The organism is Streptomyces sp. NPDC044033 (genome assembly GCF_056434425.1).
This window is the reverse complement of the sequence record NZ_JBWKFF010000021.1, coordinates 96,777-113,988: the sequence shown is the minus strand read 5'-3', so window position 1 is coordinate 113,988 and position 17,212 is coordinate 96,777. Positions and strand designations below refer to the sequence as shown.

Sequence of the window (17,212 nt, the reverse complement as noted above, 5' to 3'; positions counted from 1 at the left end):
CGTCAACGGGCCACCACGTCCCCCGGGGAGGACCTCTTGACGTCGCGATCCGACACCAGCACCGGCCTCGTATACGGCCTCATCGCCTACGGCATATGGGGACTGCTGCCGCTCTACTGGCATCTGCTCCAGTCCTCCGGCGCGATCGAGATCCTCGCCCACCGCATGGCCTGGTCGATGGCGGCCGTCGGGCTCGCCCTGCTCGTGCTGCGCCGCTGGTCCTGGGTGCGCCCGCTGCTGCGCCGGCCGAAGAAGCTCGCGCTCGTCGCGGTCGCGGCGGCCGTCATCTCCGTGAACTGGGGGATGTACATCTGGAGCGTCAACAGCGGCCATGTCGTCGAGGCGGCCCTGGGCTACTTCATCAACCCGCTGGTCTCCATCGCCTTCGGCGTGCTCGTGCTGCGCGAGCGGCTGCGGCGCGTGCAGTGGGCGGCCGTCGGCGTCGGCGTGATCTCCGTCGTCGTGCTGACCGTCGGCTACGGCAAGCTGCCCTGGATCGCGCTCACGCTGGCGTTCTCCTTCGGCACGTACAGCCTGGTCAAGAAGCAGATCGGGCTGGACGGACTGGAGTCGCTGGCCGCCGAGTCCACCCTCCAGTTCCTGCCCGCCCTCGGCTTCCTGATCTTCCTGGGGGCGCGCGGCCAGTCCACCTTCACCTCCGACGGGGCCGGGCACGCGCTGCTCCTGGCGGGGTGCGGCATCGCGACCGCGCTGCCGCTGATCCTCTTCGGGGCGTCGGCGGTGCGGCTGCCGCTCTCCACGCTCGGGATGCTCCAGTACCTGGCGCCGACGCTCCAGTTCCTGCTCGGGCTCCTCGTCTTCCACGAGGCGATGCCGCCCGAGCGGTGGGCGGGGTTCGCGCTGGTCTGGCTGGCGCTGGCGCTGCTGAGCTGGGACGCGCTGCGTACGGTCCGCAAGGGGCGGGCGGAGCTGGCGGCGGCGAGGGCCGGGCACGCCGCCACCGCGCGCGCCAACGGCCCCGAAGGGCCCGCCGAGGGGCCCGATATCCGGGAATCACTGTCCGAATCCCGCCCTTGACGGTGGCATGGGGCGCCCTCAGCATCATGCCCACGTCAACAGAGTTGGGAGCCCCCCATGCCTCACAGCACCGGACAGCCCCTGCACCGAAGATCCCGCGGTCTCGCCCTGTTCACCGTCGGCGCCGCGGCGACCGCGGCCCTCCTCGGCACCGCCCCCGCATCGGCCGCGGGCCCGGCGCCCACCACACCCACCGTCGCGGCACCCACCGTCGCCGCCCCCGACATCCCGGTCGCCAACGTCAAGGCGCACCTGGCCCAGTTGCAGTCGATAGCGAACTCCAACGGCGGCAACCGCGCCCATGGCCGGGCCGGATACCGGGCGTCCCTCGACTATGTGAAGGGCAAGCTGGACGCCGCCGGATTCACCACCACCGTGCAGCAGTTCACCTCCAGCGGCGCCACCGGCTACAACCTCGTCGCCGACTGGCCCGGCGGCGACCTCAACCACGTGATCTTCGCGGGGTCGCACCTCGACTCCGTCACCGCGGGCCCGGGCATCAACGACAACGGCTCCGGCTCGGCGGCCATACTCGAAGTCGCCCTCGCCGCCGCCCGCGAGGGCTACAAGCCCGACAAGCACCTGCGGTTCGCCTGGTGGGGCGCCGAGGAGCTGGGCATGGTCGGCTCCCGGTATTACGTCAACAACCTGCCGGGCGCCGAGCGCTCCAAGATCGACGGCTATCTGAACTTCGACATGATCGGCTCGCCCAACCCCGGCTACTTCGTCTACGACGACGACGCGCAGCTGGAGAAGGTCTTCAAGGACTACTACGCCACCAAGAACATCCCCACCGAGATCGAGACCGAGGGCGACGGCCGCTCCGACCACGCGCCCTTCAAGAGCGCGGGCGTCCGCGTCGGCGGCCTCTTCAGCGGCGCCGACTACATCAAGACCGCGGCCCAGGCCCAGAAGTGGGGCGGCACCTCCGGCCGCGCCTTCGACCGCTGCTACCACGGCTCCTGCGACACCTCGGCGAACATCAACGACACCGCCCTGGACGTCAACAGCGACGCCATCGCGAGCGCCGTCTGGTCGCTGAGCGGCGGCTCCACCAACCCGCCCGGCAAGACCTTCGAGAACACCGCCGACGTCCAGATCCCCGACGCCGGAGCGCCCGTCGACTCGCCCGTCACCGTCACGGGCATCCCGGGCAACGCACCCGCCACCCTCAAGGTGGGCGTCGACATCAAGCACACCTGGCGCGGCGACCTCACCGTCGCCCTGGTCGGCCCGAGCGGCCGCACCTTCAGCCTCAAGGCCGCCAGCGGCAATGACTCGGCCGACAACGTCATCGCCACGTACACCGTCGACGCGTCGTCCGAGACCGCGAACGGCACCTGGAACCTCCGCGTGCAGGACACCGGCCCGCAGGACACCGGTTACATCGACAGCTGGAAGCTGACCTTCTGAACCACCCGCACCGGGGCCGGCGGCCACTCGCCCCCGGCCCCCTCGCGCCGTCCCGCCGGCGCCCGCGTCACACCGTGATGTCGCGGGTGGTGAAGCGCGCCCAGGCCGCCGACCCGAAGACCGCCGCGTACAGGGCCTGGAGGCCCAGGTTCTTCAGGAGCTCGTCCCAGTAGACGGGGTCCCGCAGGAGGTCGGCGAAGGAGAGCCAGTAGTGCGAGAAGAGATAGGGCCGTACGGCGTCCAGCTGGGGGAACTGGTCGAGGATCTGGACGGTGATCAGCAGCCCCACGGTCGCCGCCATCGCGGCGATGCCGCTGTTGGTGAGCGTGGAGATGAACAGGCCGACGGCCGCGACGCCCACCAGTGACGCGGCGACGGCGACCGCGATCGCCCCGGCCCGCAGCAGGCCGTCCGCGAAGGAGACCGTCGTCCCGGAGATCAGGGTGACGTCGCCCAGCGGGAAGAGCAGCGCCCCCACCGCCAGCGCCGAGACGGCGACCACCAGGGTCGCGGCCAGGCAGAAGGCGATCACGGTCGCGTACTTGGCGAGCAGCAGGCGCGTCCGGCCCGCGGGGGCGACCAGCAGATAGCGGAGCGTTCCGGAGCTCGCCTCGCCCGCGATCGCGTCGCCCGCCACCACCCCGATCGCCATCGGCAGGAAGAACGGGAGCGTCGCGGCGAGCGAGGTGAAGACCAGGAAGAGCCCGTTGTTGGTGACCTGCGCGATGAACGCGGGCCCGCCGGCGCCGCCCCCGCCCGACGAACCGCCGTCGTCCGTCTGGATCTTCACGGCGATGCCGACCAGGACCGGTACGGCCGCGAGCACGGCCAGCAGCGCCAGCGTCCGCCAGCGGCGGAAGGTCGTACCGATCTCGCTGCGGACCAGCCCCAGGCGCCACAGCGGACTGGGCGCGCGCACGGCCCCGGCCCGTGCCCCGGCGTCAACCCGCGACATCGAAGCCCTCCCCGGTGAGCGCGACGAAGGCGTCCTCCAGCGAGGCCCGTTCCGTGCCGAACCCGCGCACCCGCACCCCACCCCGTACCAGGGCGGCGTTGAGGTCGGCGAGGTCGAGGGGGCCGCCGCCGGGCTCCGCCGTCGGCAGTTCGCCGGTGATCCGGTCGTCGGCGACGACGAGGTCGCTCACTCCGTGCTCCTTGAGGACGCGCACCGCGTCCGCCGTGTCGGGGGTGGTGACGGCCAGCCTGCCGCGGGCGGCCCCGGCCAGCTCGCCGACCGTGCCCTGGGTGAGCAGCCGGCCCTGCGCCATGACCGCGGTGTGCGTGCAGACCTGCTCGATCTCGTCGAGGAGGTGGGAGGAGAGGAAGACGGTGGTGCCCTCGGCGGCCAGCTCGCGCACCAGGGTGCGGATCTCGCGCATGCCCTGCGGGTCGAGGCCGTTGGTCGGCTCGTCGAGTACGAGCAGTTCGCGCGGCTGGAGCAGGGCCGCGGCCAGCCCGAGCCGCTGCTTCATGCCGAGCGAGTACGCGCGCGCCTTCTTGCCCGCGGCGGCGGCCAGGCCGACGCGGTCCAGGGCGGCGGAGACCCGGGCGGCCCGGGTACGGGGGTCGGCGGTCGGGTCGGCGGCGTCGTACCGGGCGAGGTTGTCGCGGCCGTTCAGGAACGCGTAGAGAGCGGGGCCCTCGATGAGCGCCCCCACCCTCGGCAGCACCCGCCGCCCCCCGCGCGGCATCGCCTCGCCCAGGACGCGCGCGACGCCGGACGTCGGCTCGATCAGCCCGACGAGCATCCGGATCGTGGTCGTCTTCCCGGAACCGTTGGGCCCGAGGAACCCGAAGACGCTGCCGCGCGGCACGGTGAGGTCCAGCCCGTCGACGGCCAGCTGCCCGCCGCGATAGCGCTTGCTGAGCCCGCGCGTCGCGATCACGGCTTCGGCATCCGGCGGCACCGGAGCCGGGGCGGCGGGCCGGCGCGCGGGCGGCGGCGCCAGGTGCGGTCGGGACGCGTCGTTCACGGGCTCCACCTTCGTCTCCCGGCTGTCCAGCCGACTTGCCGTTCCGCCGGCCTGCCGTTCCGCCGGCCTGCCCGCGCCCCGCCCCGCCCCGCCCCGCCCCGAGCACTCTGCCCCGGCCGACGGGCGGCCGGGGCAGAGTGGTGCGGAACGGCGGGCGCCTGCCTACTTGGCGTTGTTCGCCGCGTTGACCAGCGCGTCCTTGTCGACCGCGCCGACGTAGAGCTTGCCGTCGTCCGTCAGCAGGGCGTTGACCAGCCGGGTGCTGAAGACATGGCCGGAGCCGAACTTCCCGGACACCTTCGTGCCGAAGGAGTCCATCAGGCCCGACGCGTCACCGCTGCCCTTGCCGCCCTTGCTGTCCGTGCCGCTCTTGCCGGGGACGCTGCCCTTGGGCATCGAGATCTCGGCGACCGAGGCCCAGCCCTTGCCGGTGACGTTGACCTCGGAGTCGCCCTTCGCGCCGCCGAAGTTCTTGGCCCAGTCCTCGGCCTTGTCCGCGCCCTTGCCGGTGAAGGGGCCGGAGCCGCCCTTGCGCCCGGCGTCGGCCTTGGCGTCCTTCGCCTCCGTGACCTTCGCGCCCTTCGGCGGCGTGAAGTCGAACGTACTGGCGGCCGGCTTGCCGAAGTCGACCTTCGTGAAGCCCGCGTCGACGACCGGCTTGCCGCCGCTCTTCGGGTTGACCGTGACCTTCAGCGGCACGCCGTTCTTCGCGTCGACCGCGATCCGGATCGACTCGATCGTCGAACCGCTCTGCTTGGGCTTGATCGACAGCTGGTACGCGTCCCGCCCGGCGACCTTGGCCGTGCCGTCGACGGACACCGAGGTGGAGTCGTCCACGGCGGCCAGCGCCTGCTTGGCGAGCTCCTGCGGGGAGGCGCCGCGCAGCCCCTTCGACGCGTCGGAGGAGCCCTTGCCCTTACCGGAGGCATCCTTCGGAACGGTCGCGTGGTAGGCGGAGTTGCTGCCGCTGTCGTAGCCCCAGAGCTGGTCGCCGTTGTGGATCAGGCTGTACTCGGCGGCCTTCTCCACGATCGACAGGCGCTGCTTGTCGGGTCCGTCGGCGGCCACCCGCAGCGTGTGCGTACCGGCGGCGAGCTCGGTGAGCTTGGACGTCGGGGAGGCGTCGGAGCCGCCGCCCTTGCCGGCGCTGTCCCCGCCGAGCGACATGCCGGACGGCAGCGAGGGCAGGCCCAGGTCGGTCGAGATCTTCACCGAACCGGACAGCTGCTGGGTGTCGGAGGCCGCGACCTTGGCTATCAGGTCCTGGGCGGTGATCTTCGGAAGGCTGGGGTCGCCGCTGCTGGCGAGCGCCGGGACCAGCCCGATCGTCGCCGCCGCCACCCCCGCGACCGCGACCGGTACTCCGTACCGGATCGCCTTGCGACGCCCCGCGCGAGGCTCCTGGGCCTCGCCCGCGCCGTCGGTCTCGTGTGTCGGTCGGATCAGTGGCATCTGCTCTACCTCCGTCGTCGGCGGCGGTCTCTCGCGTCCTGCACTCGTCCACCCTCGGGCCATTGTCGCCCGACCGCCCTGTGGTGACGCTACCAATCCCATCAAAACGGCCGGTAAGAAACGTCAGCCCCGGGGATCAGCTCCGTGTACGCCTCCGGTATGACGTCCACTCGTCATCAGGGAGACGGGGTACCCCAGTTGGCTCACTGCTCGCCCCCGATCCCTTAGGGGGAGCCCCCGGCTCCGCCACGGTTCGTACGCCCGTGGAATCCGGCTCCGCCACGGCCCGTACGGCTGTGGGAGAGGCGCGGCCCCGTACGGCCGCGGACGAGGAGCGGCCCCGCCCGCCCGGGGGCCAGGTCTGGCCCGTACGCCCACCGACGACGTCTGGCCCGTACATCTACGGGCGACGGGCGGCCCGTACGACCGCGGGCGGTGTGCGGCCCGTACGGCCGATCAGCCGATCAGCCGAGCAGCAGCGGGCCGTGCCCGCACAGGGCCTCAGCCCGCGCGGTGCACCACCGCGTCGCACAGTTCCTCAAGGGCCGACTTCGCGAACCCGTCCGGCAGCGGGGCCAGGCACGTACGGGCGTCCTGGGCGTAGCGGACCGTGTCGCGGCGGGCCTGCTCCAGGGCCGGGTGCACCCGGAGGCGGCCGAGTACGTGCGCCAGCCGGGCGTCGTCCGTGAGGTCGCCCCTCAGCAGCTCGACCAGCTCGCGGTCGTCCGCCGAACCGCTCGCCGCGGCCTGTTCGCGCAGCCGCAGCACCGGCAGCGTGGGGATGCCCTCGCGCAGGTCCGTACCCGGGGTCTTGCCCGACTCGTGGCCCTCGCTCGCGATGTCGAGGACGTCGTCGGCGAGCTGGAAGGCGATGCCGAGCCGTTCGCAGTACTGGGTGAGGATGTCGACCGTGCCCTCGTCGGCCCCGGCCATCATCGCGCCGTACCGCCCGGCGACGGCGATCAGCGAGCCGGTCTTGCCCGCCAGGACGTCGAGGTAGTGCTCGACCTCGTCCCGGCCGTCGCTCGGGCCGGCCGTCTCCAGGATCTGGCCGGTGACCAGGCGCTCGAACGCCTCGGCCTGGATGCGCACCGCCTCCGGGCCCAGGTCGGCCAGTATGTGCGAGGCGCGTGCGAAGAGGAAGTCGCCGGTCAGGACGGCGACGGAGTTGCCCCAGCGGGCGTTGGCGCTGTCCACGCCGCGCCGCACCTCGGCCTCGTCCATCACGTCGTCGTGGTAGAGCGTCGCGAGGTGGGTGAGTTCCACGACGACGGCCGAGGGCACGACGCCCGGCGCGTACGGGTCGCCGAACTGGGCGGCGAGCATCACCAGCAGCGGCCGGAACCGCTTGCCGCCCGCCCGCACGAGATGCTGCGCGGCCTCGGTGATGAATGGCACTTCGCTTTTGGTGGCCTCCAGGAGGCCCTCCTCGACGGCGGCCAGCCCGGCCTGGACATCGGCTTCAAGAGCCTGGTCCCGCACGCTCAGCCCGAAGGGCCCTACGACGGTCACGAGGGTTACTCCTGTCTGCCTGCGATCACGAGGTTTGTCGATGTATCGCTGTCTCCACCGAAAGTCAGCGTATCCGGTCCCGTATGGATCACCGTGGCCGCCTGCCCGGCAAAGTGCCCGGTCGGCCGCTCCGCGCGGCGTCCGGTCGGCGTCCGCCGCCGCGCAGCCCGCTTTTCCACCCGGTATGTTCTTGATCACCCAAAGCATCGGGTTTTGCCCGGAAAGGAAGGGGCAGCAACGGCAGTCGGAACACTGATGACCTTGGAGCCAGCGCCTTGTCCGAGACCGCACCGGCCGACGAGAGACCGCCGACCGCAGCCGACCACTCCTTCTTCGGGCACCCCCGCGGCCTGCTCACCCTCTTCGGCCTGGAGATGTGGGAGCGGTTCTCCTTCCTCGGCATGCAGGCCATCCTGGTCCTGTATTTCGCGGACACCCTGGCCCACGGCGGCCTCGGGATGGCCTCGAACACCGCCGCCTCCGTCACCGCCGCCTACGGCACCCTGGTCTACCTCGTCTCGGTCGCGGGCGGCTGGCTCGCCGACCGAATCCTCGGCACCTACCGCGCCGTCCTGTGGGGCGGCGTGCTCATCGCCTGCGGGCACTATGCGATGGCCGTGCCCGCCGGCGCCATGACCTGGGTCGGCCTAGGGTTGATCATCGCCGGTACGGGCCTGCTCAAACCCAATGTCTCCACCATGGTCGGAAAGCTGTACGCGACCGACGACGCGCGGCGCGACGCCGGGTTCGCGCTGTACTACATGGGGATCAACATCGGGGCGTTCCTCGGCCCGCTGATCACCGGCTGGCTCGGCCAGAAGGTCGGCTGGCACTGGGGGTTCTCCGCCGCCGCGATCGGCATGACCTTCGGCATCGCCCAGTACGTGCTCGGCCGCCGCGGCCTGGCCGGCCGCAAGCACAGCGCCGAGTTCGCGCTGCCGCCCGCCGCCATGCGCCGCGCCGCCCTGCTGATCGCCGGGGGCGTGGTCGCGCTCGCCGCCGTCGCACTCGCGCTGCACGCCGCGGGGTGGCTGACCATGGACCGCACCGTCGACGCCATCACCGTCATCTCCGTGATCGCGCCGGTCGTCTACTTCACCGTCATGTTCCGCAGCCCGCGGGTGAGCGCGCCCGAACGCGGCAGGCTGCGCCCGTACATGGTGCTGTTCGCCGCGTCCGTGGTCTTCAATTTCATCCTCTTCCAGTCGTATTCGACGATGACGCTGCTGGCCGCCGATCACGCGCGGACCTCCGTCTTCGGCTTCGACTTCCCCTCCACCTGGTACAACTCCGTGCTCGGCGTGGTGGAGGTGGTACTCGCCCCGTTCGTCGCCGCGCTCTGGGTCCGGATGGGCCGCCGGCAGCCGCACGCCTCCCACAAGATCGCCTACGGAGTGATCCTCGGCGGCCTGTCCTTCCTCGTCATGGTGCCCGCCACCACCGGCCGCGCCGGCGACTGGAAGATGGCCGCCTGGTGGCTGGTCGTCTCGTACGTACTCCTCGGGCTCGGCGACATCCTGCTGGAGACCACCGGCATGTCCGCGACCACCAAGCTCGCCCCGGCCGCCTTCGCCAGCCAGACGATGGCCCTGTGGTTCCTCTCACTGGCCCTCGCCAACGGCATCCAGGCGCAGACCGTGAAGCTCTTCGGCGAGATCTCGAACGCGCTGTACTTCGGCGCCAACGGGGCCATCGCCGTCATCGCGGGCATCGCGGTGATCGCCGTCGGCCCCTGGCTGCGCCGCACCATGCACCCCGTCCACTGAGGCTGTTGGGACCACGCCATGCAGAACACCCCGCATATCCGCACCGACTTCCCGCACCGCACCTTCCGCGAGGACGTCCGCATCCCCATGGCGGACGGCACCGAGCTGTACGCGCGGATCTGGCGCCCGTACGGCTCCGAGCCCGTACCGGCCCTCCTCGAATACCTGCCCTACCGGCTCGGCGACTGGACCGCGCCCCGCGACGAGCAGAGACATCCCTGGTACGCGGGCCACGGCTACGCGTCCGTACGCGTCGACGTGCGCGGCCACGGCAACTCCCATGGGATGCCCGGCGACGAGTACGACGAGCGGGAGCTCGCCGACGGCGTCGCGGTGGTGGAGTGGCTCGCCGCCCAGCCCTGGTGCAGCGGGCGGGTCGGGATGTTCGGCATCTCCTGGGGCGGCTTCAACAGCCTCCAGATCGCCGCCCGCGCCCCCGAGGCGCTCAAGGCGGTCATCACGGTCTGCTCGGCGGACGACCGCTACGACAACGACGTGCACTACATGGGCGGCTCCGTGCTCGCCGTGGACATGCACGCGTGGGCCGCCACCATGCTGGCCTTCGTCTCCCGGCCGCCGGACCCCACCCAGGTCGGCGACGCCTGGCGGCAGATGTGGCTGGACCGGCTGGAGACCGTCGACCCCTTCATCCACACCTGGCTGGCCCACCAGTCGCGCGACGCCTACTGGCGGCACGGCAGCGTCAGCGAGGACTACTCCGCGATCAACGCGGCCGTGCTCGCGGTGGGCGGCTGGCACGACCCGTACCGGGACACCGTGCTGCGCCTCGTCGAGAACCTCTCCCGGGACGGCGGCGCGCCCGTACGCGGCCTGCTCGGCCCCTGGTCGCACCAGTACCCGGACCGCGGCCTGCCGCCCGGCCCGGCCATCGGCTTCCTCCAGGAGACCCTGCGCTGGTGGGACCACTGGCTGAAAGACGCCGACACCGGCGTCATGGGCGACCCCCTGCTACGGGCCTGGATCAGCGAGTCCCACCCGCCGGCCACGGTCTACACCGAGCTGCCCGGCCGCTGGGTCGGCGAGGACACCTGGCCCTCCCCCGCGATCCGTACGACCGCCTACGCGCTGCCCGGCGACGCGCCGGTCGAGGTCGCCTCGCCGCAGCACACCGGCGTCGACGCGGGCCGCTTCTTCCCGTTCGGCAACGACGCGGACCTGCCGCCGGACCAGCGGGAGGAGGACGGCCGCTCGGTCTCCTTCGACTCCGCCGCCCTCACCGACCGGGTGGAGATCCTCGGCCGCCCCCGGGTCCGGCTCCGCCTCACCTCGCAGGCAAGGCGCGGCCAGGTCATCGCCCGCGTCTGCGACGTGGCCCCGGACGGCTCCTCCACCCTGGTGACCCGGGGCGTCCTCAACCTGGCCGCGCGGCACGGCCGCGACCGCAGCGTCGAGTGGGAACCGGGCGCGACCGAGGACGTGGCCTTCGACCTCAACGGCATCGGCCACGCCTTCCCGCCCGGCCACCGCATCCGGCTCTCCCTCTCCTCCGCCTACTGGCCGTGGATCTGGCCGCAGCCCGACGCCGCGGGCTGGACAGTGCACCCGTCGCACAGCGCCATGGACCTGCCGGTCAGGGACCCCGCCTCGGACGCGGCCCGGCCGCCCATCGTCTTCGAACCCCCGGAGCAGTCCGAGCCGCTGGGCGTCGAATACCCCGAGGCGGCGTCTGCCCGCCCGGAGCGCCGCGTCATCCGCGACGTGGCCACCGCCGACTGGACCCTGGAGGTCGACCCCCGCTACGGCGGCACGCGCGTCTACCCCGACGGCCTCCAGTTCACCGAGGACGCCCTGGAGACGTACCGCATCCGCACCTACGACCCCCTCAGCGCCCGGACCCGCTCGGACTGGCACATCCGCCTGCACCGCCCGGACATCGGCTGGGACGTACGGGTGGACACGGAGTCGGAGATCACGGCGGACGCGGCCGACTTCGTGACGTACAACAAGGTGACGTGCCGGGAGGGCGAGGAGATCGTCTTCGAACGCGAATGGCGCAACCGCCTGCCGCGCACGGCGGGCTGACGCCGCTCAGACGCCCCAGGCGCCATCCGGCCGGTCCAGCCAGACGGCGGCCCGCCCCTCCGAGCGGACAGTGAGCCCGAACCGCTCGGGGCCGGGCCGCCCGTGCCCGTCCCACCAGCGGTAAGCGCCCTCCACCTCGCCCCAGAGCCGCCGGGCCCCGGCCTGGTACACCTTGGCCCGCGCGCGGTCGCCCCGGAAGACCACAACGGCCCAGGACCGGTCCGTCAGCCCGTAGAACCAGACGGCCCGCCGGCCGCCGCGCTCGCGGTCGGCGTTGTGGGCGACGTCCCGCACCCGGAGCCCGATCACGAACCCGGCCCCCCGGAAAGCGGCTTCCGGCACCTCGGTGAACGAGACCTCCGCGGCGTCCATGGCCTCCGGCCCCGGCACGTACGCGTCATGCCGGGGCCATACGGAACGCTGGGAGCGCATCCGCATGAACGCCACGGAGCGGGTGAAGGGCCCGGAGGCACTCAGCCCATCGCTGTCGACGACAAGCCGGGCGGTGGCTTCTTCGGCCCCGTAATAGGTCCCCCAGGGCAGCAGGATCACCCCACCGGGCCGTGTCTGCTGAATCCACGCACCCGGAACGCTCCGCACCCCGCACGTCACGATGACCCGATCGAACGGAGCCCGCCCGGCACACCCCAGGGCCCCGTCCCCATGCACCACGTGAACCGGCAGCCCGAACCGCTCCAGAGCGGCCCGCCCCCGAGCGGCCACCGCGCCGTCCACCTCCACCGTGACGACGTTCGCCGCGCCGAGCCGATGGGCGAGCAGCGCGGCGTTCCACCCCGTGCCCGTACCGACCTCCAACACGCGCTGCCCCGGCCGCACATCGAGGTCCCCGAGCATCGAGAACACCAGGCTCGGCATGGACGACGACGAACTGAACGACTTGCCGGGGCCGTCGCCGTCGTGGGCTCCGTCATCCCACTGCGTGACGATGGGCTCATCCGCCTCCGCCCGCCGCTGCCAGCCCTCCGGGTCCAGCTCTCTGCTGACGGCGGCGCTCTGCCCGGTGCCCATATCGTGGGGCCACATCAGGTCGGGCAGGAACGACGCCCGGGGCACGGCAGCGCAGGCCGAAACCCAATCGGGCGCAAGCGCCCCGACCGACATGCCCACCGGCTTCCCCCTCCAAGAGACCAGGGCTCCATCGTGGTCTCAACCACGCATCAGGGGAACACGATTACTACCGAACAACTCGAACGAGTGATCCGTTCCACCCAGCCGCGAAACCCACAAACGCGGCCCACGCGGCCGGGCCGAGAGTGAGCGCCGACCCATGCGGAACGTTGCTGTCCCGTACGGGCACGACTCCTCAACCAGGCCCCAACCAGTGGCCCCTACCTCCCCGCCACCGCCCTCGCCACCCGCGGCGACGCGTACTCCGTGCCGCATACGAAGCGCATCACCGGGCCGAAGCTCGCCGCCGCCGGGAGGCCCGTGAAGTGCAGGCCCGGTATCGATGAGCCGTAGCCGGCGTCCAGGCGCGGGCCGCCCGCGCCCACCGCGAGGCGGGCGCGGAGGCCGTGGCCGAGGAAGCCCAGGGCGGCCAGGTCCACGCGGTAGCCCGTCGCGGCCAGGACATGGTCGGCGGGCAGTTCGCTCGCGGGGCCGTCGGACCCGGTCAGGGTGAGTACCGGGCGGCCGTCCGCAACGCGTGCCCGTACGATTCGCTTCCCCTCGGTGACCTGTACCCGGCCGACGAAGCGGTCCCGCAGCCACCACGCGCCGAGCGGCCCGAGCACCCGCTTGACGAGGAACTTCCGGGTCGGCGGCGGGAGATGGCGGAAGCCTTCGGCGTAGTACGTCAGGGCGTACAGCGACCAGGCGCGGCCGAACGGCGTCTCCGGGCGGAGCGCCGACTGGCCGTCCGGGGCCGAGCCGAACCGCACCGCGCCCCGGCCGCGCGCCACCACCCGGACCGAGGCGGCGCCGGCGTCGGCGAGCAGTACCGCGCTCTCCAGCGCCGACTGGCCGGCCCCGACCACGACGACGTGGGCCCCGGCGAAGCGCGACAGGTCGCGGTGTTGCGAGCTGTGCGACACCGGGCCGGCGGCCGAGGGCCCGTCGGGCGCGGCGGGGGCCAGTTCGGGCGGCAGGTGGGCGAGCCCGGACAGCCCGGTGGCGACGACCACGGCGCGCGCCGTGAACTGCTCCCCCGAGTCGAGCTTCAACTCGAAGCCGGCCCCTCCCTTGGCGGGCCGGTCGACGGAGACCACCCGCACCTGTTCCAGCTCCGGTACCAGCCGCTGCTGGAACCACTCCCCGTACCGGGCGAAGGTCTCGACGGGGATGATGTCCCAGTCCGACTCGTACCGCCGCTCCCCCGCCTCGTGGCAGAAGTCGAGCAGCGTGTGGCCGGGCTGCGGGGCGTCGATGCTGGAGGCGGCCGGCGTCGATTTGAGCAGCATCCCGGCGGGCATGTGCTCGCGCCAGCTCACCATCGGCGCGCCGAACACGCGGGTGGGCACCCCTCGGGCCCGTAGGTGGGCGGCCGTCGAGAGACCGTACGGACCGGCCCCGATGACTGCTACCGGATGTGTCACGAGTCCCCTCCCCAGGGCGTTACTTGGCAGTGGCGCGACGGCGCGAGCGACGTGAGCGCCACAGTTGCAGCAGGTGCAGAGCGCCCGGCCGGACGAACCGGACGAGCATCGTGAAGAACGGCTTCAGGTCGTCGCGGGCGAGCCAGGCCAGTTCCGTGGAGCTCGCGCGCGCGGGCGCGTGCGGCGTGGTGTAGCCGCTGCGGCGGTACGCGGCGAACGCGGGCAGGTCGATGTTCTCGACGATGAAGCGCCGCCCCGCGAGCTGCTCGCCCTCGGGGACCTTGCGGCCGGTGAGGTCGAGGTGCTGGGCGCGTACGACGTCGATGCCGTGCTCGTTCTCGAAGAGCCGGAACTGGGCGCCCATGCGGGGGTTGAAGTCCAGCAGCTTGTACAGGCCGTCGCGCCGGTCGTACCGCCAGTCGAGGTCGACGATCCCGGAGAAGCCGATCCGCTTGATGAACTGCGCCGTCATCTCGGCCAGTTCGGGGTTGTCGACCACGTACGCGTTGGCCGTCATCCCGGCGTGCGGCGGCCAGGAGCGGACCTTGACCCCCGTGAACATCGACAGCGCCGTGCTCTCCGCGTCGAAGTAGGCGTGGGCGATCCAGTCCTCGGCCTCCTCGCGCGGCAGGTACTCCTGGAGTATCACGCCGGGCCGCGGGCCCCATTCCCGCGCCAGTTCCAGCAGCTCCCGGGGGTCGCCGATGCGCGTCGTGCCGTGCACGGCGGGCTTGCGGCGCCGCTCGTACGCCTCGCGGTTCTTGGCGACGACGGGGAAGCGCGCGACGGCCGCGTACCGCGCGATCTCGTCATACGAATCGGGGAACACGGCGGCCGGGGAGGGCACTCCGTGCTCCACGCAGAGCTGGTGCAGGCCCTGCTTGCTGGCGAGGCGGCGGGGTAACTCCGGCTCCACCCGGGGGAAGAGGAAGCGCCCGCGGAGCGCGTCCGCCTGCTCGGCGATCAGCACCGCCGCCTCCTCGTCGGTGGGGATCAGCAGCGTCGGCCGGCCGATCCGGCGGCCTATCCCCAGCAGCCCCTCGACCAGCCGCTCGGCGCGCTCGGTGCCGGTCGTCGGCCAGACGAAGCCGCGGTTGAGGTAGCGGGAGACGGCGGCGGGGGTCCAGCGGTCCTCGGTGACGGCGAACATGGGGACGCCCAGGCGGCCCAGGCTGCGGATGGCGCCCACTCCGCCGTGGTGCAGCGGGTAGTCGCCGAACTTGACGATCAGTGCGGGAACGGACCGGTCCGCCGCTACGGGCGTGCTTCTGCTCGCCACCAGCTCCCCCTCGGCCACCGCAGCGCAGTGGCCCCCCACTGTGCGTGCCCCGACATGGAACGCTACTTCGGAATCGTCCGCTCCAGCAAGGCGTTTCGGGACATTGCACGCGCTTTAAGGATCGCGGCGCGGATCGGCCGGAACGTCTCCTACCGGGGCGGCTGCGACCGGTTGCCCAGCGGGCGACAGGCCGTAATCTGGTCCGAGCCAATCGGCGACGAGGAAGGCGAGGCAGCACCCCATGCCCCAGCAAGACCCCTTCGGCCCGCACACCCTCCCGTACGGCGTGTTCACCACCGCCGACGCCCCCGAGCGGCGGCGGATCGGCGTCCGTTACGGCGAGCGCGTACTGGACGCCGGCGCGGTCGCCGCCGTCCGCGGCTCCGTCCACGCCGAGCTGCTGGCCGCTCCCGACCTGGGACCGCTGCTGGCCGCGGGGCGCCCCGCCTGGCAGGCGGTACGGGCCGAGGTGCGCGACTGGATCAGCGAGGAACCGTTTCTCCTCCCGCTGGCCGACGTCACCCTCCACCTCCCCTTCGAGGTGGCCGACTACGTCGACTTCTACGCGAGCGAGCACCACGCCACCAACGTCGGCCGGATCTTCCGCCCCGACGGCGACGCGCTCACCCCGAACTGGAAGCACCTCCCCATCGGCTACCACGGCCGCGCGGGCACCGTCGTCGTCACCGGCACCGAGGTCGTACGCCCCAGCGGCCAGCGCAAGGCCCCCGCCGACGACGCCCCGACCTTCGGACCCTCCCGCCGCCTGGACATCGAGGCCGAGGTCGGCTTCGTCGTCGGAACCCCCTCCTCCACTCCGGTGCCGCTGGACGGCTTCCGCGACCACGTCTTCGGCGTGTGCCTCGTCAACGACTGGTCGGCGCGCGACCTCCAGGCATGGGAGTACGTGCCGCTCGGCCCGTTCCTCGGGAAGTCCTTCGCGACCTCCGTCTCCGCCTGGATCACCCCGCTCGACGCCTTCGACGACGCCCGTACGGCCCCGCCGGAGCGCACCTACCCGCTGCTCCCCTACCTCGACGACTCGGCCGCCGAGCCCGCCGGGCTCGACATCCGCATCGAGGTCGCCCTCAACGGCGAGCCGCTGACGTCCCCGCCCTTCTCCACCATGTACTGGACGGCCGCACAGCAGCTCGCGCACCTGACGGTCAACGGCGCGACCCTGCGCACCGGCGACCTCTTCGCCTCCGGCACGGTCAGCGGCCCCGAGGAGCACCAGTTGGGGTGCCTCCTCGAACTCACCAAGGGGAAGGGCCCGTTCCTCCAGGACGGGGACGAGGTCACCATCACCGCCTGGGCCCCGGGCCCCGACGGCTCCCGCATCGGCCTCGGCGAGGTCACCGGCCGGATCGCGCCCGCTCGCACCGAAGCCACCGCCACGGACGCCGGCGCACCATGACGTTCGCCGCGCCCCACCTCACGCTCCCCGAAGAGCTGCTGCTCCTCGCCCACCACCCCACCGCGGGGCGGCGGCTGTGCAGGGCGCGGTTCCTCCAGTACGGCGTGGCCGGCGCCGTACTCGCGGAGCTCCAGCTCTCCGGGCACATCGTGGAGCAGGGCGGCCGCATCACGGTGGTCAATCCGCTGCCGCCGCGGGAGCCGCTGCTGGCCGCCGCGATGGCCACCCTGCCCGCGCCGGGCAAGGGCCGCGGCGACCGGGGGCCCCGCCCCCGCGGCTGGGTACGGCGCTCGGGGCGGCACTTGCAGGGGCCGTGGCTGGAGCGGCTGGTGGAGCGCGGCGCGCTACGGGCGGAGGACCGGCGCTTCCTCGGCCTGATCCGCTACCGCCTCTACCCCGCGGGCAGCGTCGACTGGACCACCCCGGCCCGGCAGCGCTTCGAGGCGGCGATGCGCGCGGGCTTCCCCGACCAGCGCGGCCGCGCCCTGGGCTCGCTGGCCACCGCCACGGGCATGACGAGCCATCTCGTACCGGGCTTCGGCGCCCGCCATCTGCGCCGCTCCACGCGCCGCCTGGTACGGGAGGAGTGGCCGGCCCTGGCCGTGCACCGCAACGTGCAGCGCGACAAGTCGGCGGAGTCCGGCAACTGACCGGGCCCGCCCTGCCGCTCGTACGGGCAGCGCGGGGGGGGGGGGGGGGGGGGAGAGGGGGGGGGGGGGGGGGGGGGGGGGGGGGGGGGGGGGGTGTGTGGGGTTATCTATACC

Annotated in this window: 14 protein-coding genes; 6 read left to right on the top strand and 8 right to left on the bottom strand. The window is 72.6% G+C overall.

Going from position 1 to position 17,212, the window contains the following annotated elements; all coding sequences use genetic code 11:
* The first annotated feature begins 36 nt into the window (after positions 1–36).
* Positions 37–1,038 (top strand): EamA family transporter RarD, encoded by a 1,002-nt coding sequence (gene rarD, locus AC07AB_RS31145; protein ID WP_478573850.1) that lies wholly within the window; start codon positions 37–39, stop codon positions 1,036–1,038.
* A 57-nt stretch (positions 1,039–1,095) separates the two neighbouring features.
* Positions 1,096–2,451, top strand: coding sequence for a M28 family metallopeptidase (locus AC07AB_RS31140; RefSeq protein WP_478573847.1), 1,356 nt, complete (start codon positions 1,096–1,098; stop codon positions 2,449–2,451).
* Positions 2,452–2,518: 67 nt separating this feature from the next.
* Here AC07AB_RS31140 and AC07AB_RS31135 read toward each other — a convergent pair whose 3' ends face one another.
* The 4 genes from AC07AB_RS31135 to AC07AB_RS31120 all read right to left on the bottom strand — a co-directional run bounded on the left by AC07AB_RS31135 (position 2,519) and on the right by AC07AB_RS31120 (position 7,388).
* Positions 2,519–3,406 (bottom strand): ABC transporter permease, encoded by an 888-nt coding sequence (locus AC07AB_RS31135; RefSeq protein WP_478573844.1) that lies wholly within the window; start codon positions 3,404–3,406, stop codon positions 2,519–2,521.
* A complete protein-coding gene (locus AC07AB_RS31130; RefSeq protein ID WP_478573980.1) occupies positions 3,393–4,358 on the bottom strand; it encodes an ABC transporter ATP-binding protein in 966 nt (321 codons plus the stop codon). The genes AC07AB_RS31135 and AC07AB_RS31130 overlap by 14 nt, the downstream gene beginning before the upstream one ends.
* 228 nt (positions 4,359–4,586) lie before the next feature.
* On the bottom strand, positions 4,587–5,876 hold the full coding sequence (locus AC07AB_RS31125; protein WP_478573841.1) for a LolA family protein: 1,290 nt from the start codon (positions 5,874–5,876) through the stop codon (positions 4,587–4,589).
* A 501-nt stretch (positions 5,877–6,377) separates the two neighbouring features.
* The gene (locus tag AC07AB_RS31120; RefSeq protein ID WP_478573838.1) at positions 6,378–7,388 is read right to left on the bottom strand and encodes a polyprenyl synthetase family protein; all 1,011 of its coding nucleotides are present in this window, start codon (positions 7,386–7,388) and stop codon (positions 6,378–6,380) included.
* A 275-nt stretch (positions 7,389–7,663) separates the two neighbouring features.
* Here AC07AB_RS31120 and AC07AB_RS31115 point away from each other — a divergent pair, with 275 nt between their 5' ends.
* Together AC07AB_RS31115 and AC07AB_RS31110 are read left to right on the top strand one after the other, a co-directional pair.
* The gene (locus tag AC07AB_RS31115) at positions 7,664–9,154 is read left to right on the top strand and encodes a peptide MFS transporter (protein ID WP_478573835.1); all 1,491 of its coding nucleotides are present in this window, start codon (positions 7,664–7,666) and stop codon (positions 9,152–9,154) included.
* A gap of 18 nt (positions 9,155–9,172) precedes the next feature.
* Positions 9,173–11,197 carry a CocE/NonD family hydrolase gene (locus AC07AB_RS31110; RefSeq protein ID WP_478573832.1) on the top strand — a complete coding sequence of 675 codons (2,025 nt, stop codon included), beginning with the start codon at positions 9,173–9,175 and terminating at the stop codon, positions 11,195–11,197.
* Between the two features lie 6 nt (positions 11,198–11,203).
* Here the strand turns inward: AC07AB_RS31110 and AC07AB_RS31105 are convergent, their stop codons facing one another.
* From AC07AB_RS31105 to AC07AB_RS31090, 4 genes are all read right to left on the bottom strand, one after another.
* Entirely contained in the window at positions 11,204–12,226 is a 1,023-nt protein-coding gene (locus AC07AB_RS31105) for a methyltransferase domain-containing protein (RefSeq protein ID WP_478573829.1), read from the bottom strand.
* 166 nt (positions 12,227–12,392) lie between these two features.
* Positions 12,393–12,515: a DUF397 domain-containing protein gene (locus AC07AB_RS31100; RefSeq protein WP_478573826.1), complete on the bottom strand. Its 123-nt coding sequence runs from the start codon at positions 12,513–12,515 to the stop codon at positions 12,393–12,395.
* 31 nt (positions 12,516–12,546) lie between these two features.
* A complete protein-coding gene (locus tag AC07AB_RS31095; protein ID WP_478573824.1) occupies positions 12,547–13,752 on the bottom strand; it encodes an FAD-dependent oxidoreductase in 1,206 nt (401 codons plus the stop codon).
* A gap of 19 nt (positions 13,753–13,771) precedes the next feature.
* Complete coding sequence (locus tag AC07AB_RS31090) at positions 13,772–15,031, bottom strand: carboxylate--amine ligase (RefSeq protein ID WP_478573821.1); 1,260 nt, start codon at positions 15,029–15,031, stop codon at positions 13,772–13,774.
* Positions 15,032–15,272: 241 nt separating this feature from the next.
* On the opposite strand from AC07AB_RS31090, the gene fahA reads away from it, so the two are divergent.
* A complete protein-coding gene (gene fahA, locus AC07AB_RS31085; protein ID WP_478573819.1) occupies positions 15,273–16,448 on the top strand; it encodes a fumarylacetoacetase in 1,176 nt (391 codons plus the stop codon).
* The gene (locus tag AC07AB_RS31080; protein ID WP_478573816.1) at positions 16,445–17,098 is read left to right on the top strand and encodes a GOLPH3/VPS74 family protein; all 654 of its coding nucleotides are present in this window, start codon (positions 16,445–16,447) and stop codon (positions 17,096–17,098) included. Before fahA ends, AC07AB_RS31080 begins: the two co-directional genes overlap by 4 nt.
* The last annotated feature ends 114 nt before the right edge of the window (positions 17,099–17,212 follow it).